Source organism: Roseateles sp. T103, from assembly GCF_057219915.1.
Genome location: NZ_JBXVVS010000002.1, coordinates 113,541 through 132,794, shown reverse-complemented (window position 1 = coordinate 132,794; position 19,254 = coordinate 113,541). Strand labels below are relative to the sequence as shown.

Here is a 19,254-nt window from a genome sequence, read left to right as displayed (position 1 = left end):
CACCATGCAAGTGATCCTGCTTGAAAAAGTGGCCAACCTCGGCAACCTCGGCGACGTCGTCAAGGTCAAGGACGGCTATGCCCGCAACTTCCTGATCCCGACCAAGCAGGCGCGCCGCGCCACCGAGGCCGCGATCAAGGAATTCGAAGCCCGCCGCGCCGAGCTCGAGAAGGCTGCCGCCGAGAAGCTGGCTGCTGCCCAGGCCCTGGGCGAGAGCATCAACGGCAAGACCGTGCGCATCAGCCAGAAGGCGGGTGTGGACGGCCGCCTGTTCGGTTCCGTCACCAATGCCGACATCGCTGAGGCACTGGGCAAGATGGGCTTCGCGGTCGCGAAGGCGCAGATCCGCATGCCCAACGGCCCGTTGAAGGCGGTGGGCGAGTTCCCCGTGAGCGTGGCTCCGCACACCGACGTGGTGGTGGAAGTCTCCGTTCAGGTGGTGGCCGAGGCCGAGTAAGCCCTAATGCGCTGCAGCCCTAGTGCTGCAACGATCGAGAAAGCCGATGACTTCCGAGTCGTCGGCTTTTTGTCTTCTGGGGGCGCAGTTATCCCGCTGTAACCCCAGGTCTTGAACACTTTCTCCACAGGCTTGCACACAGAGGCTGTGGACAGTTGGTCCGCCATGTCAGCGATCTTCTCTTCTCCTGGTTCTTCGGGTGGCTCGCAAGACGACGAGGTTGCGCGCCTGCGGGTGCCGCCGCACTCGGTCGAGGCCGAGCAGAGCGTGCTGGGCGGCCTGCTGATCGACAACTCCGCTTGGGATCGCGCCGCGGACCTGCTGACCGACTCCGACTTCTACCGCTACGAGCACAAGCAGGTCTTCGCGGCCATCGGCAAGCTGGTCAACGCCGGCAAGCCCGCCGACGTGGTGACGGTCTTCGAAGAGCTGACCTCGCTGGGCAAGGCCGAGGAGTGCGGCGGTCTGGCCTACCTGAATGCGCTGGCGCAGAGCGTGCCCAGTGCCGCCAATCTGCGGCGTTATGCCGAGATCGTGCGTGAGCGCGCCATCCTGCGCAAGCTGGTTGCCACCTCGGACGAGATCGCCACCGCGGCGCTGAATCCGCAGGGCCGTGCGGTGACGCAGATCCTCGACGAGGCCGAAGGCAAGATCTTCCGCATCGGCGAGGAAGGCTCGCGCAGCCGGCAGGGGTTCCAGAGCATGGATCAGCTGGTCGTGCAGCTGATCGATCGAGTCAACGAACTGGCCGAGCAGGGGGCCGAGGACGTCACCGGCGTGCGCACCGGCTTCTACGATCTGGACCGCATGACCGCCGGACTGCAGCCCGGCGACCTGATCGTGCTGGCGGCCCGACCATCGATGGGCAAGACCGCGTTTGCGATCAATATCGGCGAGAGTGTTGCTATCAACGAAGGCCTGCCGGTCGTCATCTACTCGATGGAAATGGGTGCGGCGCAGCTGGCGCTGCGTATGGTCGGCTCGATCGGTCGTATCGATCAGAGCCATCTGCGCACCGGCCGTCTCGCCGACGACGAATGGGGGCGTCTGTCCGAAGCTGTGGACAAGCTCGGCAAGGCGCCGATCTACATCGACGAGAGCCCGGGTCTGTCGCCCAGCGAGGTACGTGCCCGCGCGCGCCGCCAGGCGCGCATCAGCGGCAAGCTGGGCCTGATCATCATCGACTACCTGCAGCTGATGAGCGGCAACGGTGGCAACGAGGAAAACCGTGCCACCGTGCTGGGCGAGATCTCGCGGGGCCTGAAGGCGCTGGCCAAGGAGCTGGGTTGTCCGGTGATTGCGCTCTCGCAGCTCAATCGTTCGGTGGAACAGCGGCCGGACAAGCGGCCGATGATGTCCGACCTTCGCGAGTCCGGCGCCATCGAGCAGGATGCCGACATCATCATGTTCATCTACCGCGACGAGTACTACACCAAGGACGAGTGCAAGGAGCCGGGTGTCGCGGAGATCATCATCGCCAAGCAGCGTAACGGTCCGGTGGGCACGGTGAAGCTGGCCTTCCAGCGCATGCACACCAAGTTCGAGAACCTGGCGCCTGGCTACTCGGGCGGCGACGAGTACTGAGCAAGCGCGCGCCTTGCTGTGCGAGGGAATGCTCAAGCGAGACCGGCCGCGCGCCGGTCTATTCATTTGGAATGGACAACCGCTGATATCTGTATAAACATACAGTATGTCCGCGAGTCCGAAATCGTCGATCAAGTCTGCTCCGCCGCTCTATCTGCGGCCGGAAGCGCTCAAGGGAAGGGGCAGCGCCTGGGCCATCGCCCATCGTTTCGAGCAGGATCTGCGTGAGCAGCACGACGATGGCTGGGGCAGTCTGGAGCAACTGGCTGCCGAGAAGCCGCTGGGCCCGGGCACGCAGATCATCGAGGAACAGGCGCGGCGCATTCTCAGCAGCAACCAGTCCCCCGACATTGCCTTCGACCTTTCCATCAACCCGTATCGCGGCTGCGAGCATGGCTGCATCTACTGCTTCGCCCGACCGACGCACGCCTACCTGGACCTGTCGCCGGGCCTGGACTTCGAGACACGCATCGTTGCCAAGATCAATGCGGCCGAGCGCCTGCGCGAGAGCCTGGCCAGCCCGAGCTATCAACCCCGTTCCCTGTGCCTGGGCACGGCGACCGATGCCTATCAGCCGGTCGAGCGCCGGCTGCGACTGACCCGCGCCATCGTCGAGTTGCTGGCCGAATGCCGACACCCGTTCTCGCTGGTCACCAAGTCGGCGGGTGTCGAGCGTGATCTCGACCTCCTTGCTCCGATGGCAGCGCGCGGCCTTGTGGCGGTCTATGTCTCGGTAACTACGCTGGATGCCGAACTGGCGAGAACCTTGGAGCCCAGAGCCGCCTCGCCGCAGCGCCGCCTGCGCACGATCAGGGCGCTGGCGGGGGCGGGTGTGCCGGTAGGCGTCAGTGTGTCGCCGCTGATTCCCTTTCTCAACGAGCCCGAGCTCGAGCGTATTCTCGAGGCCGCTGCGGAGGCGGGCGCGCGCAGCGCCTTCAGCATTCCCCTGCGTCTGCCCTGGGAAGTGGCGCCGCTTTTCCAGGACTGGCTGCAGCAGCATCAGCCAGATCGCGCCGAGCGCATCATGGCGCGCTTGCGCGAGATGCGCGGCGGGCGCGACAACGACCCACGCTTCGGCAGCCGCATGCGCGGCGAAGGCGTTTGGGCCGAGTTGATGCAGCAACGCATGCGCAAGGCCTGCGCCAGGCTGGGTTTGAATCGCGACCAGTTGGCGCTCGACTTCGGGCAGTTTCGTCGTCCTGCCGCCCTTGCAGGGCAAGGGGAGCTGTTCTGAGGTTGCCGGCCCGGCGGCTCAGACGCGCAACGCCAGGGCGCCGGCGGCTCTGGCCTGGCCGATGCGCGTGGCTGCGCCGCCGAGCGGCAGCACATAGCGCTCCTGCAGCGTGGTGATCTGCTCCTGCAGCGCCTGGGCACAGCTGATCTTCTCTTCGTGGCGCTTGAGCACCAGCTTGGCCATGTCGATCAGCTTGGCATTGCGCGTGGCCTCGCCCTGCTCGATGAGCAGGCGAACCGCTGTCTCCGCGCCTCCGCGCAGCGAGTGGCGCATTGCCGTTTCGGCGATGCCGAAGACCTTCACATGTGCGTCGCGCAGCTGGCTGGCAGCGGCCTCGTCGCCTTCGGTCATGGCAACGAGGATTTCCGTCGCCGACTTGGTCGTGCAGTAGCGCAGCCCCAGGGTTTCGAGGCCGGCTTCCATGCCGTCGATCTGAGCGCCGCGCTTGCGCAGCCTCGCCCACAGCCCGATGAGCAGGCTGGCGGCTTCGAGGTCGAAGTCGGGCGCCTCCATTTCCGCGGTGTACTTGGCGAGCGCCGTCATCGCTTGAGAGCCGCGGCCTTCCATCGTTTCGCGCAGCACCTGGTAGACCAGGCCGAAGCGCCGTGTGCGCTCCGAGAAGCGGTCGCGCTCGATCTCCTGCAGCATGGCCTCATGCGCATAACGCAAGCCTTTCACGTCGCGCGCGTCGAAGCGCATCAGCCCGATCAGCACCAGGGTGAGCAGATCGAAGAGCTTGGAGCGCAGGCCGTTGGACATGGTGCTCTCGAGCATCTTCAGTGCCTCCGCGCGATGTCCCATGTAGTAGGCCAGCGTGCCGGCACGCTGGCCACGCAGCAAGCAGCCGGGGGTCAGACGCGCCGCGACGCGGTAGGTCTCCAGGGCTTCGGCGACCTCGCCCTGGTCCATCTGCATGCGTCCCATGATGTCGTAGGAATCGGCATAGTCGGGCACCTCGCCGATCAGCGTCTCCAGCGTGCGCCTGGCCTCGTGCAGATTGCCTGCGGCGATCTCTGATCGCGCTACGCCCAGCTTGGCCCAGGGGACGGTGCGTGCCTCGATGATGGCTTCGTAGAGCTTGCGCGCGTCGGCATGGCGGTTCAGGCGCAGCAGCAGCTCGGCGCCGATGCGTGCCGCGTAGAGCCAGTAGCGCCCCCGCTCGTCGAAGCGCTGCATACAAAGATTGGCGGCGGTCTCGAAGTCCTGCGACTCGATCGCCTCGAAGATGGGCTTGAGGATGCGCTTGCGCTGGCGCGCATGTGAGAGCCGCTCCGCCAGCGAGGCCAGCGTATAGGGCTTGACCAGATAGGCGTCCAGTGCCGCCTCGGCCGCCTCGGCGACCTTCGAATACGAAGCCTCGCCCGTCACCATCACGAAGATGGTCGAGTAGGGCAGCAGTTGCTCGCGACGCAACTCGTCGAGCAGATCCTGGCCGGACAGCTCGCCGTCGTCGAAGTGGTAGTCGCACAGCACGATGTCGTAGCTGCCGTGCTCCAGCAGCACGCGCGCGTCGCGCACCCGCGAGGTCTGCTTCACGGTACCCACGCCCAGATCGCGCAGCTGTGCGGCCATCAGGCTGCGCGAGCTGGCGTTGCTGTCGATGATCAGCGCGCTGGCATTCTCCAGTCCGCTATCGATCACTTGCATGGCGACTCCAGGGCTACGCGCGGCGATGGCGAGCACGCAGCAAGGTGCCTGACCACGGCCACGCGCAGATGAGTAGAGGCGTTCACCTCTGCCTCTTCGGCGATGAACTTGCCGAACTTTAGCCCTGTACCGCGCGCACGCGTGCGGCGTGCGCGCAGCTCGGCGGTACTAATGCGCAGTCTTACTTGAAGAGGTCCTTGACGCGATCGGTCCAGCTTTTTGCGTTCGGCGAATGCCTCTCGCCACCGTCCCTGAAGCTCTTGTCGAGTTCCTTGAGCAGTTTGCGCTGGTGCTCGGTGAGCTTGACCGGCGTTTCCACGCTGATGTGGCAGTACAGATCGCCGGGGTAGCTGGAGCGCACGCCCTTGATGCCCTTGCCGCGCAGGCGGAAGGTCTTGCCGTGCTGGGTGCCCTCGGGCAGCTCGATCTCGGCCTTGCCGCCCAGCGTCGGCACCTCGATCGTGCCGCCCAACGCCGCGGTAGTCATGCCTACCGGCATGGTGCAGTGCAGGTCGTCGCCGTCACGCTCGAAGATCTCGTGCTGCTTGATGCGAATCTCGATGTAGAGGTCGCCCGGCGGCCCGCCGTTGACGCCTGGCTCGCCGTTGCCGGCGGAGCGGATGCGCATGCCCTCGTTGATGCCGGCGGGTATCTTCACCTCCAGCGTCTTGCTCTTCTTCAGCTTGCCCTGGCCGTTGCAGGCGGTGCAGGGATCCGGAATGATCTTGCCGCTGCCGTTGCAGTGCGGGCAGCTCTGCTGGATGCTGAAGAAGCCCTGGCGCATATGCACCGTGCCCGAGCCGCCGCAGGCGCCGCAGTTCTTCGCGCTGGTGCCGGGCTTGGCGCCCGAGCCCTTGCAGGTCTCGCAGTTCTCCCACGAGGGAATGCGGATCTGCGTCTCCTTGCCGCGCGCGGCTTCCTCCAGCGTGATCTCCATCGCGTAGCTGAGGTCGCTGCCGCGATAGACCTGCTGGCCGCCACCGCGGCGAGCGCCGCCCTGAGCGCCGAAGATGTCGCCGAAGATGTCACCGAAGGCCTCGGCGAAGCCGCCGAAGCCCTCGGGGCCGGGGCCGCGACCGGCGCCCATGTTCGGGTCGACGCCGGCATGGCCGTACTGGTCGTAGGCTGCACGCTTTTGCGCATCGGTCAGCATCTCGTAGGCCTCTTTGGCCTCCTTGAACTTCTCTTCCGCAGCCTTGGCGCCATCACCCTGGTTGCGGTCAGGGTGGTACTTCATCGCCAGCTTGCGATAGGCCTTCTTGATCTCTTCTTCGCTGGCGTTCTTGGCCACGCCAAGGACTTCGTAGTAGTCGCGCTTTGCCATGAGGTTTTCCAGGCTTTCAAACAACTGCGCCGCGCCGAGCGTTTTGGGCGGTGGCCCAAGGCTCCTGCGCGGCGACGGTGACGCGCTGCGGCCGGCAACGCGTCAGGGGACCCATTACTTGTCCTTGACTTCCTTGAACTCGGCGTCGACCACGTTGTCGTCGGCCGGCTTGGCCGAAGCCTGCTGGGCCTGGGGCTGCTCGGCGCCGCCAGCGGCACCCGCAGCGGCCTGGGCCGCCTGGGCGTCGGCATACATCTTCTCGCCGAGCTTCTGGCTGGCCGTCATCAGCGCTTCGGTCTTGGCTTCGATCACGGCCTTGTCGTCGCCCTTGATGGCTTCCTCCAGATCCTTGATCGCCGCTTCGATCTTCTCCTTCTCGCCGGCCTCGAGCTTGTCGCCATGCTCGGACAGCGACTTCTGCACCGAGTGCACCATGCCGTCGGCCTGATTCTTGGCCTGCACCAGCTCGACCTTCTTCTTGTCCTCGGCGGCGTTGAGCTCGGCGTCCTTCACCATCTTCTGGATCTCCTCCTCGGACAGCCCCGAGTTGGCCTTGATGGTGATCTTGTTCTCCTTGCCGGTGCCCTTGTCCTTGGCGCTGACGTGCAGGATGCCGTTGGCGTCGATGTCGAAGGTCACCTCGATCTGCGGCAGGCCGCGCGGTGCCGGCGGGATGCCTTCCAGATTGAACTCGCCCAGCGACTTGTTGGCCTGGGCCAGCTCGCGCTCGCCCTGGTAGACCTTGATGGTCACTGCCGGCTGGTTGTCGTCGGCGGTGGAGAAGGTCTGGCTGAACTTGGTCGGGATGGTCGTGTTCTTGGCGATCATCTTGGTCATCACGCCGCCCAGGGTCTCGATGCCCAGCGACAGCGGGGTGACGTCCAGCAGCAGCACGTCCTTGCGCTCGCCGCCCAGCACCTGACCCTGGATCGCGGCGCCGACGGCCACCGCCTCATCGGGGTTGACGTCCTTGCGCGGTTCCTTGCCGAAGAACTCCTTGACCTTGTCCTGCACCTTGGGCATGCGGGTCATGCCGCCGACCAGGATCACGTCGTCGATCTGGCTCACCGACACGCCGGCATCCTTGATCGCGGTGCGGCAGGGGGCGATGGTGCGCTCGATCAGCTCTTCGACCAGGCTTTCCAGCTTGGCGCGGGTCAGCTTGATGTTCAGGTGCTTGGGACCCGAGGCATCGGCCGTGATGTAGGGCAGGTTGACATCGGTCTGCGAGCTGTTGGAGAGCTCGATCTTGGCTTTTTCGGCGGCTTCCTTCAGGCGCTGCAGGGCCAGCACGTCCTTGGTCAGATCGACGCCCTGTTCCTTTTTGAACTCGGTGACGATGTAGTCGATGATGCGCTGGTCGAAGTCCTCGCCGCCCAGGAAGGTGTCGCCGTTGGTGGACAGCACCTCGAACTGCTTCTCGCCATCGACGTCGGCGATCTCGATGATCGAGATGTCGAAGGTGCCGCCGCCCAGGTCATAGACGGCGATCTTGCGGTCGCCCTTGCCGTGCTTGTCCAGGCCGAAGGCCAGGGCCGCGGCGGTGGGCTCGTTGATGATGCGCTTGACATCCAGACCGGCGATGCGGCCAGCATCCTTGGTGGCCTGGCGCTGGGCGTCGTTGAAGTAGGCCGGCACCGTGATCACGGCCTCGGTCACTTCCTCGCCGAGATAGTCCTCGGCAGTCTTCTTCATCTTGCGCAGCACCTCGGCGCTGACCTGCGGAGGCGCCATCTTTTTCCCGCGCACTTCCACCCAGGCGTCGCCGTTGTCGGCGGCGGCGATGGTGTAGGGCATCAGGTCGATGTCCTTCTGCACTTCCTTCTCGGTGAACTTGCGGCCGATCAGGCGCTTCACCGCGTACAGCGTGTTCTTCGGGTTGGTGACGGCCTGGCGCTTGGCCGAGGCACCGACCAGGATCTCGCCGTCTTCCTGGTAAGCAATGATCGACGGCGTGGTGCGGGCGCCTTCGGCGTTCTCGATCACGCGCGAGGTGTTGCCTTCCATCACGGCCACGCACGAGTTCGTGGTGCCGAGGTCAATGCCGATGATCTTTCCCATGTTTTGCTCCGGACAGAGGTGGTTTCGTTGTTCTGAGAGATGTGGATAAGTCGCCGCCTTTCAAGGGGGCAGCGGCCTGTGAATTACTTCGGTGCGGCCACCGTGACCAGCGCGGGGCGCAGCACGCGTTCGGCGATCAGATAGCCCTTCTGAAGTACCGCAACGACGGTATTGGCCTCCTGCTCGGCCGGCACCATCGAGATCGCCTGGTGCTGATGCGGATCGAACTTCGTGCCCTGGGCCGGGTTGATCTCCAGCACCTTGTTGCGCTCCAGCGCGGCGGCCAGCTGGCGCTTGGTGGCGTGCACGCCCTCCAGCACCGTCTCGACCCTGGCGTCGGGTGTGGCGATCGCGGCCTCCATGCTGTCCATCACCGGCAGCATGGCCTCGGCGAATCCTTCGATGGCGAACTTGCGCGCCTTGCTCATCTCTTCGTCGGCGCGGCGGCGGACGTTCTCCGCCTCGGCCTTGGCGCGCAGATAGGCGTCGGACATCTCGGCCAGGCGGCCTTCCAGCTCGGCGATCTTGGCCTCGGGGGTCTGCATCTCGGCCGATGCTTCGGCGCCGGCCGCTGCGTCTTGGTGGGTGTTGTTGTCGGTCGTCATGGTGCGAAAGGAAGCAATCGCGTCGAGTTGGGGGCGGATGCCCCAGATTCAAGAGGGGGATTCTGGCATGGGCCTCGGTGCAAACCCGAGCTTGGCGGGCCTATGCTGCCCGATCAGTCGCGCTCGCTGCTGGCACTCCAGCGCTGCCAGTCCGCCAGCCGGCGACGATCCTGCTTGGTGGGGCGCCCTTGGCGGTTCTCGGCGATGGCCAACGCAGGCTCTGGCGCCAGTCGGCGCGCCTCGGCGGCCTGCTCGCGCCTGGCGACGCTCTCGGGCGTCTCGGCATAGAGCGCCTGCGCCACTGGTGCCGGCCCGCGCACCTGGCTCAGCGCCAGCACCTGCACCTCGCGTTCGGCCACGCCCTGGCGCAGTCGCAGCAGGTCGCCTGGGCGGATGTCGCGCGAGGGTTTGGCGGCTTGGCCATTGACCTCGACCCGGCCGCGGGCGATCTCCTCGACGGCCAGGGCCCGCGTCTTGTAGAAGCGCGCCACCCACAACCACTTGTCCAGGCGCATCGCGTTGAGCGTTGGCTTGTCCCTGCTTTCGCTCATTGCGCTGCGCCGGCGGCCTGTGCTCGCAGGCGCTGCTGCTCCAGCGCGAGCGGGTCCGGTTGCTCGCGTGTCGGCCAGCCCTGCAGATGACGCTCGGCCAGGTCGGCCAGCATGCGCATGCCGGCCGGGCCGTCGTTGAGGCAGGGGATGTAGTGGAACTCGCGCCCGCCGGCCTCGACGAAGGCCTGCCGGGCCTCGAGCGCGATCTCTTCGAGTGTCTCCAGGCAGTCAGCGGCAAAGCCGGGGCAGATCAGGTCGACCTTTTTCAGCCCCGCGGCGGCGCGGGCGCGCAGCGTCGGTTCTGTGTAGGGCTCCAGCCACTTGGCCTTGCCGAAGCGGCTCTGGAAGGTGACGAGGTACTGCTCGTGGCCCAGCCCCAGTGCTTCGGCCAGCAGCCTGCCGGTCTTCTGGCATTCGCAGAAATAGGGGTCGCCCAGATGGAGCGTGCGCTCGGGCATGCCGTGGAAGCTCATCACCAGCAGCTCGGGGCGGCCGTGTTGCTCCCAATGGCGGCGCACGCTGTCGGCCAGTGCCGCGATGTAACCGGGGTCATCGTGATAGCGGTTGATGAAGCGCAGCTCGGGCAGGTGGCGCGTGCGCAGCGCCCAGCGCGAGACATCGTCGATCACGCTGGCGGTGGTGGCGCCCGAGTACTGCGGATAGGCCGGCAGCACCAGCACGCGATTGACGCCTTCAGCCTTGAGTTCGTCCAGCGTGGCGGCAATCGCTGGATTGCCGTAGCGCATCGCCGGCCGCACGATCACGCGATGACCGCGTTCGCCGAGATAGCCTTGCAGCAGCTTGGCCTGCTTCAGCGTCCAGACCTTCAGCGGCGAGCCCTCGGGCATCCAGACGCTGGCGTACTTGGCGGCCGACTTGGCCGGACGCACGCGCAAGATGATGCCATGCAGGATCAGCATCCAGACGAGCTTAGGGATCTCCACGACTCGCGGATCGCTGAGGAACTGGGCGAGGTAGCGGCGCAACGCCGGCGCCGTGGGTTCGTCGGGTGTGCCCAGGTTGCAGAACAGCACGGCCGTCTTGGCCGCACTGCCGTGGACATGGCGGGGTTCGGTATTGAAGCGGGACATGCGCCCGAAGTCTACAGAGCGCCGCGGCCGGTGCCGGAGAGCAGGGGCTCTGTGTCCGCGAAGTGCAGCACCTCGAAGCTCACCACCGGCGAGCGCCCATCGATCGGCGAGCCGCCCAGGCCGATCACGCCGCTGCCATGTAGCGTGCAGCTGCCGCGGCGCAGGCTGACGATGTCGCCAGTGCCGACGAAGCGCACATAGGTTCCGTTGTAGCTCAGGTCGGTCAGCGAAAAAGAGCCGCCATGCCAGTCGATCCGAGCGTGGGATCGCGACACGCGACCATCGGTGATGCAGTAGGTCGCTTGCACGCTGCGCCCAAGCACGATGGGCATCGATGCGATGTCGAAGACCCGGTCTAGGTCGAGCCAGACCAGACGGATGCCGTCGGGTTCGCTGCTGTCCTGACGCGGCTCACCGAACTGCGTGGCTGCAGCATCGCCCTGACCGGGCTTGTCGAGCACATGCACATGCACCGGCTCGACACGGCCGCGCACCGAGATGCGGTCCAGGCTGCGGAAACGTCCCTTGAGGGTGCTGGGCAGGCCTGCCAGCACCTCGTCGGTGATCAGCGTTTCGTTGTCGCCGGCATGGTCGAGCAGTCGCGCAGCCACGTTGACCGCATCGCCGAAGCAGTCGCCGCCCATCTCCACGACCTCGCCCCGCGCCAAGGCCACCTGCATGCGCAGCGCGCGCGCGCCAGGCAGGGCGCCGGGCTGGCGGCTCTTGGCGACCAGACGCTCCAGCGCTTCATGCATGCGGGTGGCGGCCTTCACGCCATCGCGGGGGGCGTCGAAGACGGCCATCAGGCCGTCGCCCAGGGTCTTGACCACCTTGCCGCCGCAGTCGCCAATCGACTTGCCGACCTGACCGACGGTGTGCGTCACCAGCGCGGTCGCCTCTGCATTGCCCATCGATTCGAACAGCGCCGTGCTGCCGCGCAAATCGGCAAACAAGACGGTGCGTTCCCGGATCTGGGTCATGGGCGAGGGCGGGACTTTCGTGACAGAGTTCTCAGTGTAGCCGGGGGCGGTGACAGTTCGTTGGGACAAACGCCGAGGTGAGGGGGCTGGGGCGATGCGCTTTGGCAAGGAAAAAGGGCTGGCGGAGGCCAGCCCTGGGATGAGAGAGGTGCAGCAACTTGTGCCCAGCCTCGCTGCGCGAGTCAGGGCGCAAACTCCGTGGTGCTCGCGTCGCGAGCACCACCGCCTGGCGGCGGCTGCGTCCTCGGCCAACCTTACAGGTTGTCCAAGTACGTGCGAAGTTTGTCCGACCTACTCGGGTGCTTGAGCTTGCGGATGGCCTTGGCTTCGATCTGGCGGATGCGCTCGCGGGTGACGTCGAACTGCTTGCCGACCTCTTCCAGCGTGTGGTCCGTGCTCATCTCGATGCCGAAGCGCATGCGCAGCACCTTGGCCTCGCGCGGGGTCAACGAGTCGAGGATGTCCTTCACCACGTCGCGCAGGCCGGCCTGCATCGCGGCCTCGATCGGCGCGGTGTTGTTGGTGTCCTCGATGAAGTCGCCCAGGTGGCTGTCGTCGTCGTCCCCGATCGGCGTTTCCATGGAGATCGGCTCCTTGGCGATCTTCATGATCTTGCGGATCTTGTCCTCGGGGATCTCCATCTTCTCGGCCAGCGTCGGGGCGTCCGGCTCGAAGCCGAACTCCTGCAGGTGCTGGCGCGAGATGCGGTTCATCTTGTTGATCGTCTCGATCATGTGAACCGGGATGCGGATGGTGCGGGCCTGGTCCGCGATCGAGCGCGTGATCGCCTGGCGGATCCACCAGGTGGCGTAGGTCGAGAACTTGTAGCCGCGGCGATATTCGAACTTGTCCACCGCCTTCATCAGGCCGATATTGCCTTCCTGGATCAGGTCCAGGAACTGCAGGCCGCGGTTGGTGTACTTCTTCGCGATCGAGATGACCAGACGCAGGTTGGCCTCGATCATTTCCTTCTTCGCGTCGCGGCTGGCCTTCTCGCCCTCGTTCATCTTCTTGTTGATCTCTTTCAGATCCTCAAGCGGCACGACGGCGCGGGCCTGGATGTCGATCAGCTTCTGCTGCAGCTCCTGCACGGCCGGCAGATTGCGACCCAGCACGGCGGAGTAGGGCTTGCCGGCGGCGACTTCCTTCTCGGCCCACTGCAGGTTCAGCGCATTGGGCGGGAAGGTCTTGATGAAGTGCTCCTGCGACATGCCGCACTTGTCCACCACGATCTTGCGCAGTTCGCGCTCGTAGCGGCGCACGTCATCGACCTGCGAGCGCAGGATGTCGCACAGGCGCTCGATGGTCTTGACGGTGAAGCGGATGGTCATCAGCTCGGCGCTGATGGCGGCCTGGGCCTTGTTGTACGAGGCTGACTTGTAGCCGTCCTTCTCGAAGGCCTTGCGCATCTTCTCGAAGCTGGCCTCGAGGCTGTCGAATTTCACCAGCGCGGCGTTCTTCAGCTCTTCGAGCTTCTTGGTCAGCGCCTTGGAACCGCCGTTGCCGTCGTCGTCGTCCTCTTCGTCGAACTCGTCGAAGTCCTCCTCGGCCACATAGTCGTCGGCCTCGTCATCGGAGACGAAGCCGTCGACCACGTCGGAGATCTGCTGCTCGCCGGCGCGGATCTTCGCAGCCATGGACAGGATCTCGGCGATGGTCGTCGGCGACGCGGAGATCGCCAGCATCATCGCCTGCAGGCCGCCTTCGATGCGCTTGGCGATCTCGATCTCGCCTTCGCGCGTCAGCAGCTCGACCGTGCCCATCTCGCGCATGTACATGCGCACCGGGTCGGTGGTGCGGCCGAACTCCGAGTCCACCGTGGACAGCGCGGCTTCGGCGGCTTCCTCGGCCTCTTCCTCGGTGGCAGCGCTGGTCGTGTTGCCGGAGATCAGCAGCGTGGCCGCGTCGGGCGCTTGCTCATAGACGGCGATGCCCATGTCGTTGAGCATGGAAATGATCGCCTCGAGGATTTCGTCGCTGACCAGCTTTTCGGGCAGGTGGTCGTTGATCTCCTGATGCGTCAGGAAACCACGCGTCTTGCCCATCTTGATCAGGGTCTTCAGCTCCTGACGACGCTTGGCCACTTCCTCTTCGGTCAGCGCGGTCTCGTCCAGACCGAATTCCCGCATCAGCGCGCGCTCCTTGGCGCGGCTGACCTTCATGCGCAGCGGCTTGGCCTTGGGCTTGTCCTCGGCGGCCTCTTCGGCTTCCACCTCGGTGTCGGCCTCGACCTCGCCTTCCAACTCCGCCTCGAGGTCGGAGAAATCTTCTTCCTCGTCCTCAGCCTTGGGCTTGGCGGCCTTCTTGCTGGTCGTCTCGGCCTTGGGCTTGCGGCCGCGCTTGGGCTTGTCGTCCGCAGAGGCGGCAGCAGCCTTGGCGCTCGTCTTGGCTGGAGCCTTGGCAGCAGCCTTGGTTGCGGGCTTCGCAGTGGCCGTGGCCTTGGCGCTCTTGGCGGCAGTCTTCTTGGTGTCTTCTGCCTCGGCAGCGGCGCCAGCCTTGGACGCGGTCTTCTTTGCGGTCATGCAAGTCCTCGAATGGATAGGGGCGGGCAATGCAGCAGCCGCCCGGAGCCCCGTACATCGCAATCGCGCGAAGCGTGGCTCAGGCGGCGTTCATGCGCTGGGATACTCCCCGGCAGGCGAGGGGCAGGGCCCGGCGTGGCGCGTGCAAGTTGGCGTGAACGTTTGTAGTTGCAGCCCTGGCGGAAAAGTTGGCCTTGATACCTCAATGGGTGCCCAGTGTCGCTGGGTGGCCGGGTCCGGCAACGAGCTGCCGTCACTCTTGTCGGCGCGCGAAAACGGGCGAATTATAGCGCTGTCGCTCGTTGCGCTCAGCCCGCGCCGGCAAGCAGGCCCTGCTTGAGCGCTTCGATGTCGGCGCGCAGCTGGGTAATGCGGCGCAGGTCCTCGCCTTGCGGCTTGCTGGCGATCAGTTGCTGGATCTCGGCGTCGATATGGGCGATGCGCAGGCGTCGCAGCAGCCGCTCCAGATCCTCCAGCAGCGGTTCCTGCTCCGCATGCAGCCCGCCGGCGATGCGGCTAGCCTCCTCGAGCAGGCCGTCCTCGGCCAGCGCCGCCTCGATGACCGACCAGGGGCTGGGGCCGTGGTTGACCAGAAAGCGCTCCAGCCAGCGGACCAGTTCGCCGTGCGGCGCCGGCAGCTCGTGCAGCATCAGCTGGTCGTCGTGACTGAGCTGCTCCCACCACTGGCTGCTGAGCAGCAGCATGCGCAGCACATGATCCGCCGGGCCTGGAGGCTGGCGGCGCGGCGTGCCGTAGGTCTCGTCTGCGATCTCGTTGCGGCGCTTCCAGCTGTTGCCTGGGCTCCATTCCTTACGCGTGGGCTTTGCGCGTGCTCGGGCCTGAGGCGCGTTCGCCGGCGCGTTCCGGTCGCCATCGGCTGTCGGCTCGGGGCTTGCGTGGCGCTGCGGCTCGCTGCTGCCTTGCCAGAGCTCGAGCAGTTCCTGTTCGGGTAGCTGCGCGCGGCGGGCAAGGTCGCCGAGCAGCTGGCGCTTGAGCAGGCCGGTGGGCAGCGCTGACCACAGAGGGTGGGCGTTGCTGAGCATCCGGGCGCGACCCTCGGCACTGCCCAGGTCGCAGCCGTCGGCGGCGCTTTCAAGCAGCTGGCGCGACAGCGGCACGGCCTGCTCGACATAGCGCTCGAAGGCTTCGGCGCCATGCTCGCGCACATAGGAGTCCGGATCATGCTCGGGCGGCAGGAAGAGGAACTTGATCGTGCGCGTATCGCTGGCGTGCGGCAGCGCGGCTTCCAGCGCCCGGCCGGCAGCGCGCCGCCCGGCAGCGTCGCCGTCGAAGCTGAACACCACCGCCTCGGTGAAGCGAAACAGCTTCTGCACATGTTCTGCCGTGCAGGCCGTGCCCAAGGTAGCGACGGCGTTGTCGAAGCCATGCTGGGCCAGCGCCACCACATCCATATAGCCCTCGACGACCAGGGCGTAGCCGCGCGCGCGCAGGCCCTGGCGTGCCTCGAACAGGCCATAGAGTTCGCGGCCTTTGTGGAACACCGGGGTCTCCGGCGAGTTCAGGTACTTGGGCTCGCCCTTGTCCAGCACGCGGCCACCGAAGCCTATCGTGCTGCCCTGCACATTGCGGATCGGAAACATGATGCGGTCGCGGAAGCGGTCGTAGCGCTTCTGCTCTGCGCCTTCCTCGCCATGCAGGATCACCAGGCCCGCTTCGACCAGCATGGCGTCGTCATAGGAGGGAAATGCGCTGGCGAGCGCGCGCCAGCCCTCTGGCGCATAGCCCAGCGCGAAGCGGGCCGCGATCTGTCCGGTGAGGCCGCGGCGCTTCAGGTAGTCGATCGCGCGCGGGCTGGCCTTGAGCTGCTTGCGGTAGTGCTGGCTGGCGCGTTCCAGAACCTCGGTCAGCGTGGCCTCGCGCTGCTTGAGCTGCTGCGCCCGCTCGATCTCGGCGGGCGAACGCTCCTCCTCGGGCACCTGCATGCCGGCCTGCTGGGCAAGGTCCTTGACCGCATCGACGAAGCCGATGCCAAGGTGTTCCATCAGGAAGCCGATCGCATTGCCGTGGACCCCGCAGCCGAAGCAGTGGTAGGTCTGACGCGTCGGGCTGACGATGAAGCTGGGCGACTTCTCCGAATGGAAAGGGCACAGGCCTTTGTGGTTGATGCCGGCCTTCTTCAGCTCGACATGGCGGCCGACGACATCGACGATGTCGATGCGCGCGAGCAGGTCCTGGATGAAGCCGGGTGGAATCACCCGCGCAGTCTACAGGCGGCGCTCACAGCGGCGCCGGCTCGCTGGTGCCGGGGGCGAGGATGGGCATGCTCTCGAACCGATCGATCCAGGGCAGCAGTGCGGCCGCAGGCATGGGTTCTGCGATCCCGCTGCCCTGGCCAATCTCGCAGCCCATCGCGAGCAGGGCGCTGGCATGCGCGGTGCTGGCGACGCCCTCGGCGAAGACCTGGCAGCCGAAGTGGCGCGCCAGATTGAGGACCCCCTCGATGAGCGCGCGGTCCTGCGCGTCGTCGAGCATCTGCAGCACGAAGGAGCGGTCGATCTTCAGCGCATCGACGGGCAGATGCTTCAGGTAGTTGAGGTTGGCGTAGCCGGTGCCGAAGTCGTCAAGCGCGAACTTCACACCCAGCACGCGCAGGCGGTTGATCAGTGTGCGTGTGGCGTCGACATCGGCCAGTGCAGCGGACTCGAGCACCTCGAGCGTGAGGTGGCGGCCCACCGGCACGGCATGGCGGGAGACCAGCTCGAGCAGGCGCTGCGCGAAGTCCCGTGACTGCAGGTGGCGGGCCGAGACATTGACGCTGACCTGCAAGCGCCGACCCTCGGCCAGCCACTGTGCCGACTGCTTGAGCGCCTGCTCGATGACCCAGTCGCCGATCTGCACGCCCAGACCGGTGGCCTCGACCTCGGGGAGGAAGGTGGCGGGTCCGAGCAGGCCCTGCTCGGGATGATCCCAGCGCAGCAGCGCCTCGACGCCGATCACGCGGCCGCTGCGCAGGTCCACCTCTGGCTGGTAGTACAGACGCAGTTCGCCGGCGTCGAGCGCCTCTTGCATGCGGCCCAGCATCAGCACGCGCGCCTCGTTGCGCAGCCGCTTCTCGGTGTCGAAGAACTGGAAGTTGTTGCGCCCGGAGCGCTTCACGCGGTAGAGCGCGTGCGAAGCATGGCGCAGCAGGGTCTCGGCATCCGAGTGGTCCAGCGGGTAAAGCGTCGCGCCGAGGCTGCCGGTGATCTCCTGAGGATCGCCCAGCCCGGCCACATCGAAGGGCACGCGCAGCACATTGAGGATGCGCTCGGCGGCCAGACGGGCCTCGCCGGCGTCGCTGCAGCGCAGGATGAGGCCGAACTCGTCGCCCGACAGCCGGGCCAGCTCGTCGGACCATTGCGGCGCACTGCGCAGCGCGGTCTGCAGCCGCTGGGCGACCTGGACCAGCAGTCGGTCGGCCACCGCCTCACCGCTCAGCGCGTTGAAGCGTTTGAACAGGTCCAGGTCCAGACAGGCAATGCACAGCGAGAAGCCCTCGCGGTCACTGGCCGCCAGCGCGGCCTCGAGGCGGCGGCGGAACTCGGCGTGGTTGGGCAATCCGGTCAGCAGGTCGAAGCGCGCCTGGCGATCCAGCAAGGCTTGCTGCTGCGTCTGCTCAGTGAGATCGGTAATCGCCACGACGTGAAAGCGCACCGGCCCGCTGGGCTCCGGAATGGCCGAGACGGTCAGCTGCAGGGTGAGCGGGCGGCCCTGCATGTCAGCGCACTGCACACGGCCGACCCAGTGACCCTGCACCGCCAGTGCCTGCTGCAGGCGACCAGGATCGATGCCGTTGCGAAGCAGTAGCTCGGCCTGCAGCGGAGCGGCCGTCTGACCGCACAGCGCATCGCGCGTCGCGCCGAAGAGGCGGCAGTAGCTCGGGTTGGCATCCAGCACCTGGTGCTGCGTGTCGGTGACGAGCAGACCTTCGTGCAGATGCTGGAACAGACTGACGCTCATGCGTTGGCGTTCCTCGGCAGTGTGGCGCCAGTGCGTGTCCGCGAGTGTGCACAGCAAGCGCCGCGCGGCGCCACTTTCGTCGCGCTCGAGCACCAGGCAGCGCAGTTCGTGCCAGCGCCATTCCTGGCTGGCCGCATCGCGCAGGCGCAGGGCTTGCGCCAGCTGGCTGCCTCCGTGGCGCGAGAGCAGTTCGCTGAGCAGCGGGGCGACCGCGCTGTGCTCCAGCGGGTGGGCGACATCCAGCCAGTCCAGCGGGTGCTTGCTGTGCAGCGGTCCGGCCAACTGTTGCCACAGCGGCGATGCCGTGCTGCGGCCGGTCGCCAGATCCCACTCGGCCACCCCGAGCCCGGACGCGTCCAAGGCCTTGCGCCAGCGCGAGCGGTCCTGGCGCAGCTCGGCCGAGAGCGTCTGCGCCAACAGCACGATGACGGCCAGCGTCCCGATATAACCCCACAGCGGGGCCATGCTTGCCGCCCCGGCGTTGAAGCGGAAGGGGCCCAGATCCATCGCGCCGGCCAGTGCGATGCCCAGACCCAGCAGCGCGAGGGTGGCCGAGCTCCAGCGCTGCTCGTCGATGCGCAAGGCCATCCAGCCCAGCAGCAGGGTCGGGACGAGGAGCCAAGCGCTGCTGGCGGTCGGGTCCACTTCCAGGCAGTGGAAGGCCCAGAGCGCCGAAGCCAGTGTGGCCAGCATCAGCAGTGGAGGGCCGACTGTCGCCCGCCAGCCGCTGGCGGTGCTGCGCGTGGACCGGCTACCGAGCAGCAGCGGGCCGATGGCCATCACGGCGGCGGCTTCGGCGCCGAAGCGTTGTGCCAGAGTCAGCCACCAGGACTCGCTTTGGAGAGTGCCGCTGGCCAACGAGGCCAGCGTGGCGAGTGTGGCGCCCAGTGCGGGGCCTGCGCCAGCGCCGATCAGGACAAAGAGCGCGGCATCGGCGCGACGCGGCATGCCGGCACGCAAGCCCAGGGCAGCGAGTGCCCAGGCGCCCAAGCCTGCGCTGGCCACGGTTGAGGCGGACTGCAGCAGCAGCGGCAGCGCAGGTTGTCCGACAAGCAGACCCTGGACGAACAAGCCCAGCAGTGCTGCTGGTGCCATTGCCGAGCACCAGCGCAGCATGGCGACGAGGGCAATTGCCGCCGGCGGCCAGAGCAGCGGCGCAGCGCCGCCCGCTGGTGTGCTCAGCGTGCCCAGAGCCGCGCCCACGCCGCAGGCGAGCGCCACCCATGCTGCGCGGCGCC

13 protein-coding genes are annotated in these 19,254 nt (G+C 66.6%); 3 read left to right on the top strand and 10 right to left on the bottom strand.

What is annotated here, in order from left to right:
- The first annotated feature begins 4 nt into the window (after positions 1–4).
- The 3 genes from rplI to AC2EBS_RS07035 all read left to right on the top strand — a co-directional run bounded on the left by rplI (position 5) and on the right by AC2EBS_RS07035 (position 3,275).
- Positions 5–457 (top strand): 50S ribosomal protein L9, encoded by a 453-nt coding sequence (rplI, locus tag AC2EBS_RS07045; RefSeq protein ID WP_484727690.1) that lies wholly within the window; start codon positions 5–7, stop codon positions 455–457.
- Positions 458–622: 165 nt separating this feature from the next.
- Positions 623–2,041 (top strand): replicative DNA helicase, encoded by a 1,419-nt coding sequence (gene dnaB, locus AC2EBS_RS07040; RefSeq protein ID WP_484727689.1) that lies wholly within the window; start codon positions 623–625, stop codon positions 2,039–2,041.
- 106 nt (positions 2,042–2,147) lie between these two features.
- A complete protein-coding gene (locus AC2EBS_RS07035) occupies positions 2,148–3,275 on the top strand; it encodes a PA0069 family radical SAM protein (protein ID WP_484727688.1) in 1,128 nt (375 codons plus the stop codon).
- Positions 3,276–3,293: 18 nt separating this feature from the next.
- On the opposite strand, the gene AC2EBS_RS07030 is transcribed toward AC2EBS_RS07035, so the two are convergent.
- The 10 genes from AC2EBS_RS07030 to AC2EBS_RS06985 all read right to left on the bottom strand — a co-directional run bounded on the left by AC2EBS_RS07030 (position 3,294) and on the right by AC2EBS_RS06985 (position 19,237).
- A complete protein-coding gene (locus tag AC2EBS_RS07030; RefSeq protein ID WP_484727687.1) occupies positions 3,294–4,922 on the bottom strand; it encodes a response regulator in 1,629 nt (542 codons plus the stop codon).
- 181 nt (positions 4,923–5,103) lie between these two features.
- Positions 5,104–6,246: a molecular chaperone DnaJ gene (gene dnaJ / locus AC2EBS_RS07025; RefSeq protein WP_484727686.1), complete on the bottom strand. Its 1,143-nt coding sequence runs from the start codon at positions 6,244–6,246 to the stop codon at positions 5,104–5,106.
- A 114-nt stretch (positions 6,247–6,360) separates the two neighbouring features.
- Complete coding sequence (gene dnaK, locus AC2EBS_RS07020) at positions 6,361–8,307, bottom strand: molecular chaperone DnaK (protein WP_484727685.1); 1,947 nt, start codon at positions 8,305–8,307, stop codon at positions 6,361–6,363.
- Between the two features lie 83 nt (positions 8,308–8,390).
- Positions 8,391–8,912: a nucleotide exchange factor GrpE gene (gene grpE, locus AC2EBS_RS07015; RefSeq protein WP_484727684.1), complete on the bottom strand. Its 522-nt coding sequence runs from the start codon at positions 8,910–8,912 to the stop codon at positions 8,391–8,393.
- A gap of 113 nt (positions 8,913–9,025) precedes the next feature.
- A complete protein-coding gene (locus AC2EBS_RS07010; protein ID WP_484727683.1) occupies positions 9,026–9,463 on the bottom strand; it encodes an RNA-binding S4 domain-containing protein in 438 nt (145 codons plus the stop codon).
- A complete protein-coding gene (hemH, locus tag AC2EBS_RS07005; RefSeq protein ID WP_484727682.1) occupies positions 9,460–10,554 on the bottom strand; it encodes a ferrochelatase in 1,095 nt (364 codons plus the stop codon). The genes AC2EBS_RS07010 and hemH overlap by 4 nt, the downstream gene beginning before the upstream one ends.
- Before the next feature lie 11 nt (positions 10,555–10,565).
- Entirely contained in the window at positions 10,566–11,534 is a 969-nt protein-coding gene (locus tag AC2EBS_RS07000; RefSeq protein WP_484727681.1) for an adenylate/guanylate cyclase domain-containing protein, read from the bottom strand.
- A gap of 254 nt (positions 11,535–11,788) precedes the next feature.
- Positions 11,789–14,056, bottom strand: a complete 2,268-nt coding sequence (gene rpoD, locus AC2EBS_RS06995; protein WP_484727680.1) for an RNA polymerase sigma factor RpoD — start codon at positions 14,054–14,056, stop codon at positions 11,789–11,791.
- Positions 14,057–14,364: 308 nt separating this feature from the next.
- Positions 14,365–16,272, bottom strand: coding sequence for a DNA primase (gene dnaG / locus AC2EBS_RS06990; protein ID WP_484727679.1), 1,908 nt, complete (start codon positions 16,270–16,272; stop codon positions 14,365–14,367).
- Between the two features lie 22 nt (positions 16,273–16,294).
- Positions 16,295–19,237 carry a putative bifunctional diguanylate cyclase/phosphodiesterase gene (locus tag AC2EBS_RS06985; protein WP_484727678.1) on the bottom strand — a complete coding sequence of 981 codons (2,943 nt, stop codon included), beginning with the start codon at positions 19,235–19,237 and terminating at the stop codon, positions 16,295–16,297.
- Between the last annotated feature and the right edge of the window lie 17 nt (positions 19,238–19,254).